We start from the raw sequence: 18453 nt of genomic DNA, 5'->3' as shown, positions 1-18453 counted from the left end.
GTGATATCGGTGCCCACTGCGCTGCGGCCCAGCGTCGGCTTGGGTGTGCCGCTATCGACGCTCGCCGCTCAAGTCGGCGCGGTACCGGCCGAGGGGAGCGCGGTCGCCGATCTGCGAATAACCGGTGTCACCTTGCGGGCGCAGGACGTGCAATCGGGTGACCTGTTCGCCGCACTTTCCGGCGCGACGACCCACGGCGCCCGTTATCTGGGCGACGCGATCGAACGCGGGGCCGTCGCGGTGCTTACCGACGCTGCCGGCGTCGCCCAAATCGCCGATCAGGGATCCTCCGCGGTGCCGGTGCTGGTTCATCCCCAACCCCGCAGCGTGCTGGGCGAACTCGCGGCCACCGTCTTCGGCCGTCCCTCCGAGCGCATCGCGGTCGTCGGCGTCACCGGAACGTCGGGCAAGACGACCACCACGTATCTGATCGAGGCCGGTCTGCGGGCGGCCGGGCGGACGGTCGGGCTGATCGGCACGATCGGGCTGCGGATCGACGGCGTCGACGTGCCCAGTGTGCTGACCACCCCCGAAGCGCCCGCGTTGCAGGCCCAGCTGGCGGCAATGGCCGAGCGCGGGGTCGACACCGTGGTGATGGAGGTGTCCAGTCACGCGCTGACCCTCGGCCGAGTCGACGGCGTGCACTTCGCCGTTGGCGGTTTCACCAACCTGTCTCGCGATCACCTCGACTTCCACCCGACCATGGAGGACTACTTCGAGGCCAAGGCACGGTTGTTCGACCCTTCGTCGCCGCTGCGTGCCGCCCGCACGGTGGTGTGCGTCGACGACGACGCCGGTCTTCTGATGGCCGACCGCGCCGACGCCGCGATCACCGTCAGCGCGCAGGGCCGGCCCGCGGACTGGCGCGCCGAAGACGTGACGGCCGACGCCGGCGAGCAGGAGTTCACGGCGGTCGACCCGGCCGGCGTGCACCACCGGGTCGGCGTCCCGCTGCCGGGCGACTACAACATCGCCAATTGTCTTGTGGCACTGGCTGTCATCGACGCGCTCGGGGTCTCACCGGAGCAGGCGTCAAGCGGGTTGCGGCATACCCGGGTTCCCGGCCGGCTCGAGCAGATCGACCGCGGCCAGGACTTTCTCGCGTTGGTCGACTACGCGCATAAGCCGGGCGCCTTGGGCGCGGTGCTGCAGTCTCTGCGCCGCCCGGACGGCCGGTTGGCCGTGGTGTTCGGGGCCGGTGGTGACCGCGACTCGGGGAAGCGTGCGCCGATGGGCCGGATCGCCGCCGAGCTGGCCGACCTGGTGATTGTGACCGACGACAACCCCCGCAGTGAGGATCCAGCGGCAATCCGCCGCGAAATCCTCGCCGGCGCAGCCGAAGCCGGCGCAGGCGCACAGGTGGTCGAGATCGGCGACCGGCGCACGGCGATCGACCGCGCCGTCGCGTGGGCGGCTCCCGGCGACGTGGTGCTGATCACCGGTAAAGGCCATGAAACCGGCCAGACCCGCGGCGGGCAGACCCACCCGTTCGACGACCGGGTCGAGCTCGCCGCCGCTCTCGAGGAGCGGCGGCAATGATTAGCCTCACCGTTGCGCAGATCGCCGAGATCGTCGGCGGCGAACTGGCCGACATCACGCCGCAGGCCGCCGCGGACCTGCACGTCACCGGGACCGTCGAGTTCGACTCCCGCAAAGTCACCCCCGGCGGGCTGTTCTTGGCGCTGCCCGGCGCCCGCGCCGACGGGCACGACCACGCGGCTTCGGCGGTGGCCGCCGGCGCGGTCGCGGTGCTGGCTGCCCGGCCGGTGGGTGTGGCGGCGATCGTGGTTCCGCCCGCAGCGCAGCGCGGCGGCGGACTGGCCGGTGTTCTCGAGTACGACGCCGACGGGTCGGGCGCGGCGGTGCTAGCCGCGCTGGCCAAACTCGCGGCGGCGGTGGCCGCGGAGCTGGTAGCGGGCGGGTTGACGATCGTCGGGATCACCGGCTCGTCGGGCAAGACGTCGACGAAAGACCTGCTGGCCGCGGTGCTCGAACCGCTCGGCGAGGTGGTGGCGCCGCCGGGTTCGTTCAACAACGAGCTGGGCCACCCGTGGACCGTACTGCGCGCGACCGCCAGTACCGACTATTTGATCTTGGAGCTCTCGGCGCGCCATCCGGGCAACATCGCCGAGCTGGCGGCGATCGCGCCGCCGGCCATCGGGGTGGTGCTTAACGTCGGGACCGCGCATTTGGGTGAGTTCGGCTCACGCGAGGCCATCGCGCAGACCAAATCTGAACTCCCACAAGCTGTTCCGCGATCCGGAGTGGTCGTCCTCAACGTCGACGACCCGGCGGTATCGGCGATGGCAGAGGTGACCGCGGCTCGGGTGGTGCGGGTGAGCCGGCATAGCCAGACCGATGCGGGACCCGCCGACGTATGGGCCGGTCCGATCGCACTCGACGAGCTGGCCAGGCCGCAGTTCACCTTGCACTCGGCCAACAGCGACGTCGACGTCCGGCTCGCCGTGCACGGCGACCATCAGGTCGGCAATGCGCTGTGCGCGGCCGCGGTAGCCCTGGAATGCGGCGCCACCACCGAGCAGGTCGCGAGCGCGTTGGCCGGCGCCGGCCCCGTGTCGCAGCACCGGATGCGGGTCAGCACCCGCGCCGACGGCGTCACCGTCATCGACGACGCCTATAACGCCAACCCCGATTCCACGCAGGCCGGGTTGCAGGCGCTTGCCTGGATCGCCCGCAGCGGAGGCGAGCCTGGCCCGCGCCGCAGCTGGGCGGTGTTGGGCGAGATGGCCGAGCTCGGTGACGACGCGATATCCGAACATGACCGCATCGGTCGGCTCGCGGTGCGATTAGATGTGTCTCGACTCGTTGTCGTGGGAATGGGAAGGTCTATGAGCGCCATGCACCACGGCGCGGTCATGGAGGGGGCACGGGGTTCAGAAGGTGAAAGAGAGGCCGCGATCGTCGCTGACGCTGACGCCGCCCTGGCCCTGCTGCGGGCCGAACTGCGGTCCGGGGATGTGGTGCTGGTCAAGGCTTCCAACGCCGCGGGACTTGGGGCACTGGCCGACTCGCTGATCGCCCAGGGCGATACCCGATGATCGACATCCTCATCGCCGTCGCCATCGCGGTGACGGTGTCGATCCTGTTGACCCCGATGCTGATCCGGCTGTTCAGCAGGCAGGGCTTCGGTCACGAGATCCGCGAGGACGGGCCGCCAAGCCACAAGACGAAGCGCGGGACGCCGTCGATGGGTGGGGTGGCGATTCTGGCCGGCATCTGGGCGGGCTACTTGGGCACGCACCTGGCCGGGCTGGCCTTCAACGGCGAGGGGCCGTCGGCGTCGGGGCTGCTGGTGCTGTTTTTGGCCACCACGCTGGGCGCGGTCGGTTTCGTCGACGACCTGATCAAGATCCGGCGCTCGCGCAACCTCGGGCTGAACAAGACGGCTAAGACCGTCGGGCAGATCACCGCCGCGGTGCTCGTCGGCGTGCTGGTCTTGCAATTCCGCAACGACGCCGGCCTGACGCCGGGCACCTCCGACCTGTCCTATGTCCGCGAAATCGCCACCGTAACACTGGCTCCCGCGCTTTTCGTGCTGTTCTGCGTGGTTGTCGTCAGCGCCTGGTCCAACGCGGTCAACTTCACCGACGGCCTGGACGGGCTGGCCGCCGGCAGCATGGCGATGGTCACCGCGGCCTACGTGCTGATCACCTTCTGGCAGTACCGCAACGCCTGCGCCGTCACGCCGGGTCCAGGGTGCTACAACGTGCGCGATCCGCTGGATCTCGCGATCATCGCGGCCGCGACGGCGGGCGCCTGCATCGGGTTTCTCTGGTGGAACGCCGCGCCGGCCAAGATTTTCATGGGAGACACCGGATCGCTGGCTCTGGGCGGCATCATCGCCGGGATCTCGGTCACCAGCCGCACCGAGATCCTCGCGGTGGTGCTCGGCTCGCTGTTCGTCGCCGAGATCGCCTCGGTGGTCGTGCAGATCCTGGCCTTCCGCACCACCGGTCGCCGAGTGTTTCGGATGGCGCCCTTCCACCACCACTTCGAGCTCGTCGGCTGGGCCGAAACCACGGTGATCATCCGGTTCTGGCTGCTCACCGCGATCAGCTGCGGCCTGGGGGTGGCGCTGTTCTACAGCGAGTGGCTGGCCGCCACCGGCGGCCGCTGACATGAGCCGCGCCGGCGACGATGCAGAGCGCAGCGATGCTGAGGAGCGGCGCCGATGAGCCGCGGCGCCGCGCGCGGTTCGATATCCGACCTGAAGCCCGGCACGCCGGTGCTGGTCGCGGGCGGCGGTGTGACCGGTCGCTCGGTGCTGGCGGCGCTGGTACCGCTGGGTGTGACGGCAACGCTGTACGACGACGACCCGGCGACTCGGCAACAGTTCGCCGACGCCGGAACGGCGACGGTCGATTCGTCGACCGCTGCACAGCACATCAGCGACTACGCCCTGGTCGTGACCAGTCCCGGCTTCCCCCCGACCGCGCCCGTGCCGGCCGCGGCCGAGTCAGCCGGCGTACCGGTCTGGGGCGACGTCGAGCTGGCCTGGCGGCTCGACGCGGCCGGTCACTACGGGCCGCCGCGCCGCTGGCTCGCGGTCACCGGCACCAACGGCAAGACGACCACCACGTCGATGCTGCAGGCCATGCTCGTGGCCGCCGACCTGCGCAGCATGCTGTGCGGCAACATCGGCAGCCCGGTGCTGGATGTGCTGCGCGAGCCAGCCGATCTGCTGGCCGTCGAGCTGTCGAGCTTCCAGCTGCACTGGGCGCCGTCGGTGCGACCCGACGCCGGCGTGGTGCTCAACATCGCCGAAGACCATCTGGACTGGCATGGCAGCCTCGCCGACTACACCGCCGACAAGGCGCGGGTACTTAACGGCCGGGTGGCGGTGGTCGGGCTCGACGACCCGCGCGCCGCGGCGCTGCTGTCGGCTACCCACGCCCCGGTACGCATCGGCTTCCGGCAGGGCGAACCCGCCGTCGGGGAACTCGGGGTGCGCGACGGCATGCTCGTCGATCGGGCTTTCTCCGACGACGTGACGCTGGCTGCGGTGTCGTCGATCCCGGTACCCGGGCCGGTAGGCGTGCTCGACGCGCTGGCGGCCGCCGCCATGGCGCGCAGCGTCGGGGTGCCCCCGGAGGCGGTGGCGGATGCGCTGGCCACGTTTCGGGTGGGCCGGCATCGCGCCGAGGTCGTCGCCGTCGTCGACCAGATCGGCTACGTCGATGATTCCAAGGCCACCAATCCGCACGCGGCCGAGGCATCCGTGCTGGCATACCCGCGGGTGGTGTGGATCGCCGGGGGTCTGCTGAAGGGCGCAGCGGTGCAGGAGACGGTGGCCAGGATCGCTCCGCGGCTGGTCGGGGCCGTGCTGATCGGGCGTGACCGGGCCGAGGTTGCCGAGGCGTTATCGCGACACGCGCCGGATGTCCCCGTCGTACAGGTTGTGACAGGCGAGGATGCTGGTATGCATGTGACTGCTGAGTCTCCTGTTACTTATGTGACAAAGGTGATTTCTTCGTCGGACGAGGCTCTCGGCATTCGCGTGATGAACGCCGCCGTCGCCGCCGCCCGAGAGCTGGCCCGGCCCGGCGACACGGTGCTGCTCGCGCCGGCCGGGGCCTCATTTGACCAGTTCACCGGCTACGCCGACCGCGGCGATGCGTTCGCGGCCGCCGTGCGTGCTGTGTCTTCTAAGTCCCGGTAGCTGTACGTGGACAACAGGTTGACCCGGTTGCTGCGCCGGGGAGCCAAGGACGGGCAGCCGGCGGGGAGCACGGAGAGCGCGCCCGACACGTCGGGGGAGGCGACCGCCGCGGAGCCCGACGAGAGCCCCGCGGTCACCGCCAAACCGGCCGCCGCCGCCGCGCCCGGGCCGCGCACCCGGTTCGGCGCCTGGCTGGGCCGGCCCATGACGTCGTTTCACCTGATCATCGCCGTGGCGGCGCTGCTGACCACGCTGGGTCTGATCATGGTGCTTTCCGCGTCCGGGGTGCGGTCCTATGACGACGACGGGTCGGCGTGGGTCATCTTCGGCCGCCAGGTGCTGTGGACCATCATCGGGCTGGTCGCGTGCTACCTGGCGTTGCGATTGCCGGTGCGGTTCATGCGGCGTATGGCGTTCTCCGGTTTCGCGCTCACCATCGTGATGCTGGTGTTGGTGCTGATTCCGGGAATCGGCAAAGAGGCCAACGGCTCCCGTGGGTGGTTCGTGGTCGCGGGCTTCTCGATGCAGCCCTCCGAGCTGACCAAGATCGCCTTGGCGATCTGGGGTGCCCACCTGCTGGCCGCGCGGCGCATGGAGCGGGCCTCGCTGCGGGAAATGCTGGTCCCGCTGGTGCCGGCGGCGGTAATTGCGCTGGCGCTCATCGTCGCGCAGCCCGACCTGGGGCAGACGGTGTCGCTGAGCATCATCCTGCTGGGCCTGTTCTGGTATGCCGGGCTGCCGCTGCGGGTGTTCCTGAGTTCGCTGTTCGCCGCGATCGTCGCGGCGGCCATCCTGGCGGTGTCCGCGGGTTACCGGTCCGACCGCGTGCGGTCCTGGCTGAACCCCGGCCAGGACCCGCAGGACTCCGGATATCAGGCCAGGCAGGCGAAGTTCGCGCTGGCCAACGGCGGTATCTTCGGCGACGGTCTGGGGCAGGGCACGGCCAAGTGGAACTATTTGCCCAACGCCCACAACGACTTCATCTTCGCGATCATCGGCGAGGAACTCGGCCTGGTCGGTGCCCTCGGCCTGCTGGCGCTGTTCGGGCTGTTCGCCTACACCGGCATGCGCATTGCGCGGCGGTCCGCCGATCCGTTCCTGCGGCTGCTCACCGCGACCACCACGATGTGGGTGATCGGCCAGTCGTTCATCAATGTCGGCTACGTGATCGGCCTGCTGCCGGTCACCGGTATCCAGCTGCCACTGATCTCTGCGGGTGGAACATCTTCGGCCACAACGCTTTTGATGATTGGCATGATGGCAAATGCGGCTCGCCACGAACCCGAGGCCGTCGCCGCGCTACGAGCCGGGCGCGACGACCGGATGAACCGGTTGCTGCGGTTGCCGCTGCCCGAACCCTATTCGCCGACCCGGGTCGAGGCCTTGCGCGACAGGCTGCGCAGCCGGCCGCAGCCGGCCAAGCCGCAGCGCAAGGCGTCCGCCGCTCGTGCCGCGCGGCCGAAAAGACCACCCGCGGCGGATCGGCGGAGTGTCCGCGCAGGGCATCATGGAGGCGCACAGCGGTACACCGGCCAGCGTGATGCACACGCCGGCCGTCGAGCACTGGAAGGTCAGCGCTACGGGTGAACGACTCGGTCAGAGAGCCAACCGGGGACTCCTCGTTGTCGGTGGTGCTCGCGGGCGGCGGCACCGCCGGTCACGTCGAACCCGCGATGGCCGTCGCCGACGCCTTGGTTGCCCTGGATCCGCAGGTCCGTATCACCGCGCTGGGCACCGCGCGCGGTCTGGAGACCAAGCTGGTGCCCGAGCGCGGCTACTCGCTTGAGCTGATCACCCCGGTGCCGTTGCCGCGCAAGCCCACCGGTGACCTGGCCCGCCTGCCGCTACGGGTGTTCCGCGCCGTCCGGCAGACCCGTGCCGTGCTGGACAAGGTCGACGCCGATGTGGTGATCGGCTTCGGCGGGTACGTGTCGCTACCTGCCTACCTCGCCGCCCGCGGCGCGGCCCGGCGGCGGCGGCGAGTGCCGGTGGTGATCCACGAGGCCAACGCCAGCGCCGGGTTGGCCAACCGGATCGGCGCCCGCAGCGCCAAGCGAGTGCTGTCGGCGGTCGCGGATCCGGGCCTCCCGCACGCCGAGGTGGTCGGTGTGCCGGTCCGGGCGGCCATCACCTCGCTGGACCGTGCGGCGCTGCGGTCGACGGCGCGCGCGCATTTCGGCTTCGCCGAGGACGCGCGGGTGTTGTTGGTGTTCGGCGGCTCGCAGGGAGCCGCCTCGATCAACCGGGCGGTCGCCGCGGCCGCCGCCGACCTGGCGGCCGCCGGTGTGGCGGTGCTACACGCCCACGGCGCCAAGAACACCATCGACCTGCGCACCCCGGAACCCGGCGACCCGCCGTATGTCGCGGTGCCCTATCTGAGCCGGATGGACCTGGCTTACGCCGTCGCCGATTTGGCGATCTGCCGGTCCGGTGCGATGACGGTCGCCGAGGTGACCGCCGTCGGGCTGCCCGCGATATATGTGCCGCTGCCGATCGGCAATGGTGAGCAGCGGCTCAACGCGCTGCCGGTGGTCAACGGCGGCGGCGGCCTGCTGGTCGCCGACGCCGAGCTGTCGCCTACCCTCGTAGCCGAGCAAGCCGGCACGCTGCTCAACGACGCGCCGCGGCTGGCCGCGATGACGAAGGCCGCCGCGCTGGTCGGTCACCCCGATGCGGCGCGGCAGGTGGCTTCCGTCGCGCTCGATGTCGCACGCGCAGCGCGGGACGAGCGCCCCGCCGGAGGAGTCCGACGGTGAACGTCCCACCGCTGCCCCCCGAGCTGCAGCGGGTCCACATGGTCGGCATCGGGGGAGCGGGCATGTCAGGTATTGCCCGCATCCTGCTGGACCGGGGCGGACTGGTGTCGGGGTCAGACGCCAAGGAGTCGCGCGGTGTGCGCGCGCTGCGCGCCCGCGGCGCGCTGATCCGGATCGGCCACGACGCGTCGTCGCTGGACCTACTGCCGGGCGGCGCCACCGCCGTCATCACCACCCACGCCGCGATACCCAAGACCAACCCCGAGCTCGTCGAGGCCCGGCGGCGCGGCATTCCGGTGGTGTTGCGGCCGGCGGTGCTGGCTCAGCTGATGGCCGGGCGCACCACGCTGATGGTGACCGGCACCCACGGCAAGACGACGACAACGTCGATGCTCATTGTGGCCCTGCAGCATTGCGGCCGTGACCCGTCCTTTGCGGTCGGGGGTGAGCTGGGCGAGGCCGGTACCAATGCCCATCACGGCAGCGGCGACTGCTTCGTCGCCGAGGCCGACGAGAGTGACGGCTCGCTGCTGGAGTACACCCCGAATGTCGCGGTGGTTACCAACATCGAATCCGACCATCTGGATTTCTTCGGTAGTGCCGATGCCTACACCGCGGTGTTCGACTCCTTTGTGGAGCGAATTGCCCCCGGCGGAGCGCTGGTGATCTGTACCGACGACCCGGGGGCGGCCGCCCTGGCGGAACGCACCGCGGCGCTGGGGATCCGGGTGCTGCGGTACGGCTCGTCCGACGGCCCGAGCGGAGAGCTGGCCGGCGCGCTGTTGTCCTGGGAACAGCAGGGAACCGGGGCGGTCGCGCAGGTCAAGCTGGACGGCGAAATTCATCCGTGGGTAATGCGGTTGTCGGTGCCCGGCCGGCACATGGCGCTCAATGCGTTGGGTGCTCTGCTGGCTGCGATCGAGATCGGCGCTCCCGCCGACTGTGTGCTCGACGGACTGGCTGGTTTCGAAGGGGTGCGTCGTCGCTTCGAGTTGGTGGGCACCGCGGCGTCGGTGCGGGTGTTCGACGACTACGCCCACCATCCGACGGAAATCAGCGCCACCTTGGACGCGGTCCGCACGCTGCTGGAGCAGAGCGGAACTGGCCGGTCGCTGGTGGTGTTTCAGCCGCATTTGTATTCGCGGACAAAGGCTTTCGCCGCCGAGTTCGGTCACGCGCTGGACGCCGCAGACCAAGTCTTCGTGCTCGACGTCTACGGGGCACGCGAACAACCCCTGGCCGGTGTGAGCGGCGCAACTATCGCCGAGCATGTCAGCGTGCCGGTGCAGTATCTGCCCGATTTCTCCTCGGTCGCTGCTGTGGTGGCCGAGGCCGCCGGGCCGGGTGATGTCGTTGTCACCATGGGCGCCGGCGACGTCACGATGCTCGCGCCGGAGATCGTGACCGCGCTGCGGGTGCGTGCCAACCGCAGCGCGCCGGGCCGGCCGGGGGTGTTGTCGTGACTGAGCAGCACGGCGAAGAAGGCGGAGCGCCGGGCGAGACGGGTGGCGACACCGTTGGGGACCCCGAAGGGGAAACTGCTGTCACCGAACCGATCGCTGCGGCCGGCGAGGCCGCAGAGCCCGATGTGGTGGAAGGTCCCCGTCGGCGGGCGAGGCGGGAACGCGCCGAGCGCCGCGCGGCGCAGGAGCGCGCGACGGCGATCGAGCAGGCCCGCCGGGAAGCCAAACGCCGGGCCCGCGGGCGCGGCGCGGACCAGGCCAAACCTGTTCCGCGTGGGGCCATCCGGGGCTTGAAGCTGGCGCTCGCGACGATAGGACTGACCGTGCTTACCGTGGCACTCGGGCTGGTCCTCTACTTCACACCGGTGATGTCGGCACGCAGCGTCATTGTCACCGGGATCGGCGCGGTGACGCGCGACGAGGTGCTGGGCGCCGCACAGGTTCGGCTCGGTACGCCGCTGCTACAGATCAACACCGACGGGGTCGCCGACCGGGTGGCGGCCATTCGTCGCGTGGCGAGTGCCCGGGTGCAACGCCAGTACCCGTCGGCGCTGCGGATCACCATCGTCGAGCGGGTTCCGATGGTGGTCAAGGACTTTCCCGACGGTCCGCATCTGTACGACCGCGACGGCGTCGACTTCGCGACCGCCCCGCCGCCTGCGCTGCCCTACATCGACGTCGACAATCCCGGGCCGAGCAATCCGGCGACCAAGGCCGCACTCGCGGTGCTGCTCGCGTTGCGTCCCGAAGTTGTCGCGCAGGTGAGCCGGATTGCCGCGCCGTCGGTCGCGTCGATCACGTTGACGCTCAACGATGGTCGCACCGTGATCTGGGGGACCAACGAGCGCACCGAGGAGAAGGCGCAGAAGCTGGCGGCTCTGTTGACCCAGCCCGGCCGGACCTATGACGTGTCCAGTCCCGACCTGCCCACGGTCAAGTAGCGCAGAAATTCGCTCGAAATTCGCCCGCCGGGCCTCGGCGCGCCTGCGTCGATCGCGCGCGCGGCGGCAATACCGTTCTGTTTGCGCGAAACAACTTGACATAACTCTAACCCTTTAGTTGAGGTTGAGGTTTGCCAGGTCGTTACGTAATAGACGAAGTCCCACCAGGGAGGAAGACAGAATGATGACCCCGCCGCACAACTATTTGGCCGTCATCAAAGTCGTGGGGATCGGCGGCGGCGGCGTCAACGCCGTCAACCGGATGATCGAGCAGGGACTCAAGGGTGTGGAGTTCATTGCCATCAACACCGACGCCCAGGCGCTGTTGATGAGCGACGCCGACGTCAAGCTCGACGTCGGGCGCGACTCGACCCGCGGGCTGGGCGCCGGTGCCGATCCCGAGGTCGGCCGCAGGGCCGCCGACGACGCCAAGGACGAGATCGAGGAGCTGCTCCGCGGCGCTGACATGGTGTTCGTGACCGCTGGTGAAGGAGGTGGCACCGGCACCGGTGGCGCGCCCGTCGTAGCCACCATCGCCCGCAAGCTGGGCGCGCTGACCGTCGGCGTGGTGACCCGGCCGTTCTCCTTCGAGGGCAAGCGGCGGGGCAACCAGGCCGAAACCGGCATTGCGGCGCTGCGGGAAAGCTGCGACACCCTGATCGTCATCCCCAATGACCGCTTGCTGCAGATGGGTGACGCGGCGGTATCGCTGATGGATGCCTTCCGCAGCGCCGACGAGGTGCTGCTCAACGGTGTGCAGGGCATCACCGATCTGATCACCACCCCGGGCCTGATCAACGTCGACTTCGCCGACGTCAAGGGGATCATGTCGGGTGCGGGCACGGCGTTGATGGGCATCGGTTCGGCCCGCGGCGACGGCCGCGCGCTCAAGGCGGCCGAGATCGCGATCAACTCGCCGCTGCTGGAAGCTTCCATGGAGGGCGCACAGGGTGTGCTGATGTCCATCGCCGGCGGCAGCGATCTGGGGTTGTTCGAGATCAACGAGGCAGCGTCGCTGGTGCAGGATGCCGCCCACCAGGATGCCAACATCATTTTCGGCACCGTGATCGACGACTCGCTGGGCGACGAGGTGCGCATTACGGTCATCGCGGCGGGCTTCGACGCGAGCGGGCCTGGCCGAAAGCCGATCTTCGGCACCGACCAGACCAGCGGCGGTGCCTCGACGACGATCGCTTCAGGAAAGCACGGCAAGGTCAGTTCGAGCTTGTTCGAGCCCGCCGACGCGATCAGCGTGTCGGTGCCGACCAACGGCGCAACGTTCGACATCGGCGGTGAGGACGACGACGTCGACGTGCCGCCTTTCATGCGGCGCTAGCCGCGCGACGATACGGGCCGCAAAGCGGCGTGGAGGGAGTGCGGCATGCCGTCGGGGCAAGTCGGCGCTGCGCGAGCCGGATACTGGATGTGTGAGCGTTCGCATCCGGCGTGTGACCACTACCCGCGCGGGCGGCGTCTCGGCGCCGCCGTTCGACACCTTCAACCTCGGTGACCATGTCGGCGACGATCCGGCCGCGGTGGCGGCCAACCGGACGCGGCTGGGCGCCGCCATCGGCCTCGGGGTTGACCGGGTGGTGTGGATGAACCAGGTTCACGGTGATCGGGTCGCGGTGGTCGACCGGCCACGCAAAACCCCGCTCGCGGACACCGACGCTTTGGTGACCAGCACGCCGCGGCTGGCCTTGGCGGTGGTGAGCGCCGATTGCGTGCCGGTGCTGCTGGCCGATGCGCGGGCGGGCGTCGTCGCCGCTGTGCACGCCGGTCGGGTCGGAGCGCGAGACGGCGTGGTGGCTCGAGCGGTCGAGGCGATGCTGTCCGCCGGCGCGCATGAACCGGACATCTCCGCGCTGTTGGGCCCCGCAGTCAGCGGCCGCAACTACGAAGTTCCGGCGGCCATGGCCGACGAGGTGGAGGCGGCGTTGCCGGGCAGTCGCACCACCACCTCGACCGGCACGCCCGGGCTGGACCTTCGCGCCGGAATCGCTTGTCAGCTAAAGGCTTTGGGCGTGAGCGCTGTCGATATCGACCCACGCTGCACGGTGGACGACGTCAACCTGTTCAGTCACCGCCGCGGCGCGCCGACCGGGCGGCTGGCATCGGTGGTGTGGATGGAATGAGACAGGACTGTCGAGTGGCGGTAAAACTTTCACCCCAACCGAAGCGAGAATCGGAATTGGCGGACGCTTTGTCGGCGTTACGTTCGCGGATCGCCGCGGCCGCCGAAGCGGTTGGCCGCAAAGTCGATGAAATTCAACTTCTGCCTATTACCAAATTCTTTCCAGCAACCGATGTGGCGATTTTGTCGAGTTTGGGATGCGCCGCCTTCGGTGAATCCCGCGAGCAGGAGGCGGCGGCGAAGGTGGACGAAGTCGCGAGGTTGCTAGCCGACGCCTCGTCCACAACGGCACGCCCGCACTGGCACATGGTGGGCCAGATCCAGCGCAACAAGGCCCGCTCACTGGCCAGCTGGGCGCACACCGCTCACTCTATCGGCAGTACCAGGGTGGTCCGCGCGCTGGACCGCGCCGTGGCGGCGGCACTCAGTGACGGCCGTCGGGCGGATCCGCTGCGGATCTACGTCCAGATCAGCCTCGACGGCGACGTTTCCCGAGGTGGTGTCGACGTCTCGAACTCCGGCGCGGTCGACGAGATATGTGCGCAGGTCGATACCGCCGAATCCCTGGAATTGGTTGGGCTGATGGGTATCCCGCCGCTGGACTGGGATCCCGATACCGCGTTCGCGCGCCTGGAGTCAGAGCACCGGCGCGTGCGCCGCGCGTATCCGCATGCCGCGGGATTGTCGGCCGGAATGTCGAACGACCTCGAAAGCGCGGTCAAACATGGTTCGACGTGTGTGCGTGTCGGTACCGCGTTACTGGGCAAGAGACCGCTACCGTCACCCTATTAGTCACTCCAGTCACATCTTCATCACAGACACCGCAACTCCCAGAGCCTAGAAGGGGTCACGCGATGAGCACACTGCACAAGGTCAAGGCCTACTTCGGTATGGCTCCGATGGAGGACTACGACGACGAGTACTACGACGACCACGCACCGACGACCCGCGGCGGGGGCTACCCCCGGCAGCGGTTCGCCGACGACGGGTACGGCCGCTACGACGGGCGCGATTACGACGACCCGCGCGGCGAGCCCGGCGACTTTGCGTCGGGCAGCTATCGCGGCGGCTACCCCGAAGAGCCCCGGTTCCGAGGGCACGAGTACGACCGCGGCGACCTGGCCCGGCCGCGCTTCGGGTCGCTGCGAGGCTCTACCCGCGGCGCACTGGCGATGGATCCGCGCCGGATGGCGATGCTGTTCGACGAGAGCAGCCCGTTGTCGAAGATCACCACGCTGCGGCCCAAGGACTACAGCGAGGCCCGCACCATCGGGGAGCGTTTCCGTGACGGCACCCCGGTGATCATGGACCTGGTCTCGATGGACAACGCCGACGCGAAACGGCTGGTCGACTTCGCGGCGGGGCTGGCGTTCGCGCTGCGCGGTTCGTTCGACAAGGTCGCGACCAAGGTGTTTTTGCTCTCACCCGCCGACATCGACGTCTCGCCCGAAGAGCGCCGACGCATCGCCGAGACCGGCTTCTACGCCTACCAGTAGCCGCTCGGCGGCGGGCTCGTTGCTGGGTGCCTGTGGATGGCCCGCTCGAGTAGGTAGGCTGACGTTGCCGTGCTGGCCGCAGCCGGGGCTGTCATCAAAGTCACATCGTCTTCATCGCTAAGGTCGGGCTCTCGTTGACGCTGTTTGTCCACTCCGTTGGTTTTGCGCTCTTCATCTTCTGGCTATTGCTGATCGCTCGGGTCGTCGTCGAGTTCATCCGATCGTTCAGCCGGGACTGGCACCCGCGGGGCGCCACCGTGGTCATCCTCGAGATCATTCTTTCGGTGACCGACCCGCCGGTGAAGCTGCTGCGTCGACTGATACCGCAGCTCACCGTCGGTGCCGTTCGGTTCGACCTGTCCATCATGGTGTTGCTGCTGCTGGCGTTCATCGGCATGACAATGGCCCTGGATTACCACGCCTGAATCCGCGAATCGTGGGGGTTGGCGGCAACGTGGTGCCGGGACCGTTTGCGGCGGGGGATTTCGATCGCTTAAGGCGTTGATTTGCCGCCTCTTAATCTTTGAAATTCGGTCTTATTTATCGGGCGAATCGGCTACCGGCGGGTCTGGTGTGACAGGATGGGCGGCAGTTGCAGTATGGCTACGACAACGTTCATGCCGACCTACACTTTCCTGGTCGGTTTGACTGTCCACACTCAAGGGGGCTAAGAATGCCGCTTACACCAGCCGACGTCCACAATGTGGCGTTCAGTAAGCCGCCGATCGGCAAGCGTGGTTACAACGAAGACGAGGTCGACGCCTTCCTCGATCTGGTGGAGAACGAGCTGACCCGGCTCATCGAGGAGAACTCCGACCTGCGCCAGCGGGTCAACGAGCTGGACCAGGAGCTGGCCAGCGCGCGGGCCGGCGGCGGTACCAGTACCCAAGCCACCCAAGCCATTCCGCTGTATGAGCCCGAGCCCGAGGCCGTCAAGCCGCCGCCGCAGCCCGCCCCGCAGCCCGCCCCCCAGCCTTCGGCCGGCGCCATCGGCGAGGAGCAGGCGATGAAGGCCGCCAGGGTGCTCAGCCTGGCCCAGGACACCGCCGACCGGCTGACCGACACCGCTAAGGCGGAGTCGGACAAGCTGATGGCCGACGCCCGTGCCAATGCCGACCAGATCGTCGGCGACGCACGTCGCGAGGCGGAGACCACGGTTGCCGAAGCCCGCCAGCGTGCCGACGCGATGCTGGCCGATGCGCAAACCCGCTCCGAGACCCAGCTGCGCCAGGCTCAGGAGAAGGCCGATGCGTTGCAGGCCGACGCCGAGCGCAAGCACTCCGAGATCATGGGCACGATCAACCAGCAACGAACTGTTCTCGAGGGTCGCCTCGAACAGCTGCGCACGTTCGAACGCGAGTACCGCACGAGGCTCAAGACGTACCTGGAGTCTCAGCTCGAAGAGCTTGGCCAGCGCGGATCGGCGGCACCGGTCGACTCCAGCGCCACTAATGAAGCCGCCGGGTTTAATCAGTTCAATCGAGGTAATAACTAACTCGGCGGACGGTGCCGGCAACGGCGGTAGGTATCGTGCTGTGTTGGCTGCCTTGCCCCGCCGGCTGGAGGTTTACCGATGCTGATTATCGCGCTGGTCTTAGCGGTGATAGGCCTTGCCGCGTTGGTGTTCGCTGTTGTCACCAGCAATGAGTTGGTCGCCTGGGTATGCATCGGCGCCAGCGTGCTGGGCGTGGCGCTGCTCATCGTCGACGCACTCCGGGAACGCCAGCGACGCGAGGCCGGCGTGGCCACCGACGAATCCGGCCCGACCGAGGATCATGACTCGCAGGCTGATGAAGCGGACTATCCCGCAGAACCGTTCAATGAGAGCAAAGAGGCAGCTAACCCTGCGGATTCGTCATCCGATGCGGACGCCGACCAGAGCGTGAGCGACGACCACAACACCCGTTAGTACTCGCCAGCACCCCCGGTCGGGGTGGCGAGTAGTTCACGGACCTCGTCGTCGGTGACCTGATGGAAGTCGACGAAAACCTGTCCCACCGCCTCGAAATCGCTGGGCATGGTCGCGCACACCACGTCGTCGGCCTCCCGTGCCAGCTCCTGGCACACTGACTGGGGCCCGACCGGCACCGCGACGACTATCGATTCCGGGTTACTGGCTCGCAGTGCGCGCACTCCCGCGAGCATGCTCGCGCCGGTGGCGATCCCGTCATCAACCAAAATCACGGTCTTGTCGCGCGGGTCGGCGACTGGCCGTCCGCCGCGATAGGCACGCTCGCGGCGTTCGAGTTCGACCGTTTCGCGGTCGATGACCGCGCGCACCTGATCGTCGCTGATGCGAAGGCTGGTGACCACGTTGTCGTTCATGACGACGCCGCCGCCGCTGGCCAGCGCTCCCATCGCCAGTTCCGTCCAGTGCGGCACGCCGAGCTTGCGCACCAGGAACACGTCCAGCTCCGCGTGCAGCGCCGCGGCGACTTCCCAGCCGACCGGAACGCCGCCGCGGGGCAGCCCAAGGACGAGCAGACGGTCCTTGTCGCGGTACGTCGCCAGCTCCTCGGCCAGCACGCGGCCGGCTTCCCGACGGTCGCGGAAGGTGCGTCGAGATGCTCGCCGCAGAAAGCCACCGGGTCGGTTCATGTGATACTCGCCGTTGTCTGTGCTACTTGCTAAGTCGCAGCTTACGACCGATTTCGCCGTGCCGAGCCAGCTTGGCAAGAGAGATACCGGTCGGTTGCGTCGTTCGTATCGTGGGTTTCCCCAGCGAGCGCGGGGGGAAACCCGATCCCGACCCACGCCGCCGCGGCCCTTCCTTGAATTATGGCATTAATAGTGCCATAATTCGTGGCATGACTACAACTGTTGACGAGTTGATCCAAGCCGCCACCGACGCCAGGCGCATCGCTCAAAAGGCCATCGAGCTGGCAGTGCGGGAAGCACGCGCCGCGGACTGGTCCTGGGATCAGATCTCTGCGGCGTTGGGCGGCAAGCCGAACGGGGAGACGCTTCGGCGCAACTTCGGCTCCGGCGGATAGCGGCCCGCGTTTCGAGTTGTCCCGCGTCGATTAGCTTGCCGCACTGGCGAGTTGGTCACGCTTCCACGGGATGCAGCCGCCCGCGAGTCGTGTCGCTGCCCTTGGCGCCGGCCTCAAACTCGCCGGATCCACTGCGAAGTCTCTTGTGCAGGCGGGTGATTCGCACCGTAGTGCCTTATCGAGCTTCTCGCGGTCACCGCGCCCAGGGTGCCACCCCCGGTCGGTCGACGTCGCCGCGAGCACCTCGCTGGATCATTTGGCGTCGAACTGCTTCGACTTTCCCGACCACAGTCGGTCTATAGAGCCGACCTCTCGCACAACGACATCGGACTCCGGACCGTCGTGCTTGCGCAGCACGTCGATCAGGTCGGTCTGTAGACGCTGGCGGTCGCACGAACCGTCGGTCACCACGGACACGTCGACACCACCTGGCTTCTTGCCAATGAAGAAGTTGGCGACGCCGGGGGTGGCAACGACAGTCTGCTCGAAGGCCGCACGGGGCACCAGAGCACCGTTTTCGTATTCGAACGCGCCGTTGATCCGACCGTTGACCGAGGTGATGCGCCGATGGGCACAACCGCACGGACATGGCTCGTCGGACATTGTCACCGCGTCCACCAGGTCGTAGCGGATCAGCGGTTGCGCCAGGTTATAGAGGTTGGTCAACAGCAACCGTTCAGCAGGTTGCCCATATGGGACTACGTTAGCCTGCGGATGCCGATGGCATGAGGTCCTGGGTTAGTTGGCAGCGTTGTATGTCGCGCCTCGATTCGAGATGGTCGACAACGCTGCCGCCAAGATCGTCGGCGTGTCGATTCGCCCGACGGGTAGGGGGTAATAACGGTGTCCGAGGGGGTCTAAAACTGACGGACATCGTTGACAGTCCGGGTCTTCTAGCACTAGGAGACCTGCATGAGCGAACCGCAGCTGCCACGAGAAGTCCGTCGCCGGTTGGCGATCATCCAGCACGCCGAGGAAGTGACCGGCAAC

General features: G+C 68.2%; 17 protein-coding genes and 1 pseudogene. 16 read left to right on the top strand and 2 right to left on the bottom strand.

Going from position 1 to position 18453, the window contains the following annotated elements; all coding sequences use genetic code 11:
• The 15 genes from VKI00_RS23705 (at nucleotide 1) to VKI00_RS23635 (ending at nucleotide 16379) form a co-directional block, all read left to right on the top strand.
• Nucleotides 1-1539, top strand: coding sequence for a UDP-N-acetylmuramoyl-L-alanyl-D-glutamate--2,6-diaminopimelate ligase (locus VKI00_RS23705; protein ID WP_324441826.1), 1539 nt, complete (start codon nucleotides 1-3; stop codon nucleotides 1537-1539).
• Nucleotides 1536-3059, top strand: a complete 1524-nt coding sequence (locus VKI00_RS23700) for a UDP-N-acetylmuramoyl-tripeptide--D-alanyl-D-alanine ligase (RefSeq protein ID WP_324441824.1) — start codon at nucleotides 1536-1538, stop codon at nucleotides 3057-3059. The genes VKI00_RS23705 and VKI00_RS23700 overlap by 4 nt, the downstream gene beginning before the upstream one ends.
• Nucleotides 3056-4138, top strand: a complete 1083-nt coding sequence (mraY, locus tag VKI00_RS23695; protein WP_324441822.1) for a phospho-N-acetylmuramoyl-pentapeptide-transferase — start codon at nucleotides 3056-3058, stop codon at nucleotides 4136-4138. Before VKI00_RS23700 ends, mraY begins: the two co-directional genes overlap by 4 nt.
• A gap of 54 nt (nucleotides 4139-4192) precedes the next feature.
• Nucleotides 4193-5680 carry a UDP-N-acetylmuramoyl-L-alanine--D-glutamate ligase gene (gene murD, locus VKI00_RS23690; protein WP_324441820.1) on the top strand — a complete coding sequence of 496 codons (1488 nt, stop codon included), beginning with the start codon at nucleotides 4193-4195 and terminating at the stop codon, nucleotides 5678-5680.
• Between the two features lie 6 nt (nucleotides 5681-5686).
• Nucleotides 5687-7267 carry a putative lipid II flippase FtsW gene (gene ftsW / locus VKI00_RS23685; RefSeq protein ID WP_324441818.1) on the top strand — a complete coding sequence of 527 codons (1581 nt, stop codon included), beginning with the start codon at nucleotides 5687-5689 and terminating at the stop codon, nucleotides 7265-7267.
• Nucleotides 7264-8436, top strand: coding sequence for an undecaprenyldiphospho-muramoylpentapeptide beta-N-acetylglucosaminyltransferase (gene murG, locus VKI00_RS23680; RefSeq protein ID WP_324441816.1), 1173 nt, complete (start codon nucleotides 7264-7266; stop codon nucleotides 8434-8436). Before ftsW ends, murG begins: the two co-directional genes overlap by 4 nt.
• A 38-nt stretch (nucleotides 8437-8474) precedes the next feature.
• Complete coding sequence (murC, locus tag VKI00_RS23675) at nucleotides 8475-9899, top strand: UDP-N-acetylmuramate--L-alanine ligase (RefSeq protein ID WP_414687276.1); 1425 nt, start codon at nucleotides 8475-8477, stop codon at nucleotides 9897-9899.
• A 92-nt stretch (nucleotides 9900-9991) separates the two neighbouring features.
• Nucleotides 9992-10840: a cell division protein FtsQ/DivIB gene (locus VKI00_RS23670; protein WP_324441864.1), complete on the top strand. Its 849-nt coding sequence runs from the start codon at nucleotides 9992-9994 to the stop codon at nucleotides 10838-10840.
• Nucleotides 10841-11024: 184 nt separating this feature from the next.
• A complete protein-coding gene (gene ftsZ / locus VKI00_RS23665) occupies nucleotides 11025-12176 on the top strand; it encodes a cell division protein FtsZ (protein ID WP_324441862.1) in 1152 nt (383 codons plus the stop codon).
• Nucleotides 12177-12267: 91 nt separating this feature from the next.
• Nucleotides 12268-12975 (top strand): peptidoglycan editing factor PgeF, encoded by a 708-nt coding sequence (gene pgeF, locus VKI00_RS23660; RefSeq protein WP_324441812.1) that lies wholly within the window; start codon nucleotides 12268-12270, stop codon nucleotides 12973-12975.
• The gene (locus VKI00_RS23655; RefSeq protein ID WP_324441810.1) at nucleotides 12972-13766 is read left to right on the top strand and encodes a YggS family pyridoxal phosphate-dependent enzyme; all 795 of its coding nucleotides are present in this window, start codon (nucleotides 12972-12974) and stop codon (nucleotides 13764-13766) included. Before pgeF ends, VKI00_RS23655 begins: the two co-directional genes overlap by 4 nt.
• Before the next feature lie 62 nt (nucleotides 13767-13828).
• Entirely contained in the window at nucleotides 13829-14470 is a 642-nt protein-coding gene (locus VKI00_RS23650; RefSeq protein ID WP_324441808.1) for a cell division protein SepF, read from the top strand.
• A gap of 134 nt (nucleotides 14471-14604) precedes the next feature.
• Nucleotides 14605-14895, top strand: a complete 291-nt coding sequence (locus VKI00_RS23645; protein ID WP_324441806.1) for a YggT family protein — start codon at nucleotides 14605-14607, stop codon at nucleotides 14893-14895.
• 248 nt (nucleotides 14896-15143) lie between these two features.
• Nucleotides 15144-15965 carry a DivIVA domain-containing protein gene (locus VKI00_RS23640; protein ID WP_324441804.1) on the top strand — a complete coding sequence of 274 codons (822 nt, stop codon included), beginning with the start codon at nucleotides 15144-15146 and terminating at the stop codon, nucleotides 15963-15965.
• Nucleotides 15966-16043: 78 nt separating this feature from the next.
• Nucleotides 16044-16379, top strand: coding sequence for a hypothetical protein (locus VKI00_RS23635; protein WP_324441802.1), 336 nt, complete (start codon nucleotides 16044-16046; stop codon nucleotides 16377-16379).
• Here the strand turns inward: VKI00_RS23635 and VKI00_RS23630 are convergent.
• A pseudogene (locus tag VKI00_RS23630) lies at nucleotides 16376-17068 on the bottom strand (phosphoribosyltransferase); the annotation flags it as partial. The gene VKI00_RS23635 and the pseudogene VKI00_RS23630 sit on opposite strands and share 4 nt — an antisense overlap.
• Nucleotides 17069-17277: 209 nt before the next feature.
• Between VKI00_RS23630 and VKI00_RS23625 the strand changes: the two are divergent.
• Nucleotides 17278-17463 (top strand): hypothetical protein, encoded by a 186-nt coding sequence (locus tag VKI00_RS23625; protein ID WP_324441800.1) that lies wholly within the window; start codon nucleotides 17278-17280, stop codon nucleotides 17461-17463.
• 252 nt (nucleotides 17464-17715) lie between these two features.
• Here VKI00_RS23625 and VKI00_RS23620 read toward each other — a convergent pair whose 3' ends face one another.
• Nucleotides 17716-18129 carry a hypothetical protein gene (locus VKI00_RS23620; RefSeq protein WP_324441798.1) on the bottom strand — a complete coding sequence of 138 codons (414 nt, stop codon included), beginning with the start codon at nucleotides 18127-18129 and terminating at the stop codon, nucleotides 17716-17718.
• Nucleotides 18130-18453 lie beyond the last annotated feature (324 nt).

Origin of the sequence: Mycobacterium sp., from assembly GCF_035314665.1 — a bacterium.
Taxonomy (GTDB): Bacteria; Actinomycetota; Actinomycetes; order Mycobacteriales; family Mycobacteriaceae; genus Mycobacterium.
This window is presented reverse-complemented; position numbering and strand designations above follow the sequence as displayed.

Bases quoted from the DNA above. Each gene is read 5' to 3' on its own strand.
- VKI00_RS23655 (WP_324441810.1), top strand. From the start codon at position 12,972: ATGAGACAGGACTGTCGAGTGGCGGTAAAACTTTCACCCCAACCGAAG.
- VKI00_RS23650 (WP_324441808.1), top strand. From the start codon at position 13,829: ATGAGCACACTGCACAAGGTCAAGGCCTACTTCGGTATGGCTCCGATG.
- VKI00_RS23635 (WP_324441802.1), top strand. From the start codon at position 16,044: ATGCTGATTATCGCGCTGGTCTTAGCGGTGATAGGCCTTGCCGCGTTG.
- murC (WP_414687276.1), top strand. From the start codon at position 8,475: ATGGTCGGCATCGGGGGAGCGGGCATGTCAGGTATTGCCCGCATCCTG.
- murD (WP_324441820.1), top strand. From the start codon at position 4,193: ATGAGCCGCGGCGCCGCGCGCGGTTCGATATCCGACCTGAAGCCCGGC.
- mraY (WP_324441822.1), top strand. From the start codon at position 3,056: ATGATCGACATCCTCATCGCCGTCGCCATCGCGGTGACGGTGTCGATC.
- VKI00_RS23700 (WP_324441824.1), top strand. From the start codon at position 1,536: ATGATTAGCCTCACCGTTGCGCAGATCGCCGAGATCGTCGGCGGCGAA.
- VKI00_RS23640 (WP_324441804.1), top strand. From the start codon at position 15,144: ATGCCGCTTACACCAGCCGACGTCCACAATGTGGCGTTCAGTAAGCCG.
- ftsZ (WP_324441862.1), top strand. From the start codon at position 11,025: ATGACCCCGCCGCACAACTATTTGGCCGTCATCAAAGTCGTGGGGATC.
- VKI00_RS23625 (WP_324441800.1), top strand. From the start codon at position 17,278: ATGACTACAACTGTTGACGAGTTGATCCAAGCCGCCACCGACGCCAGG.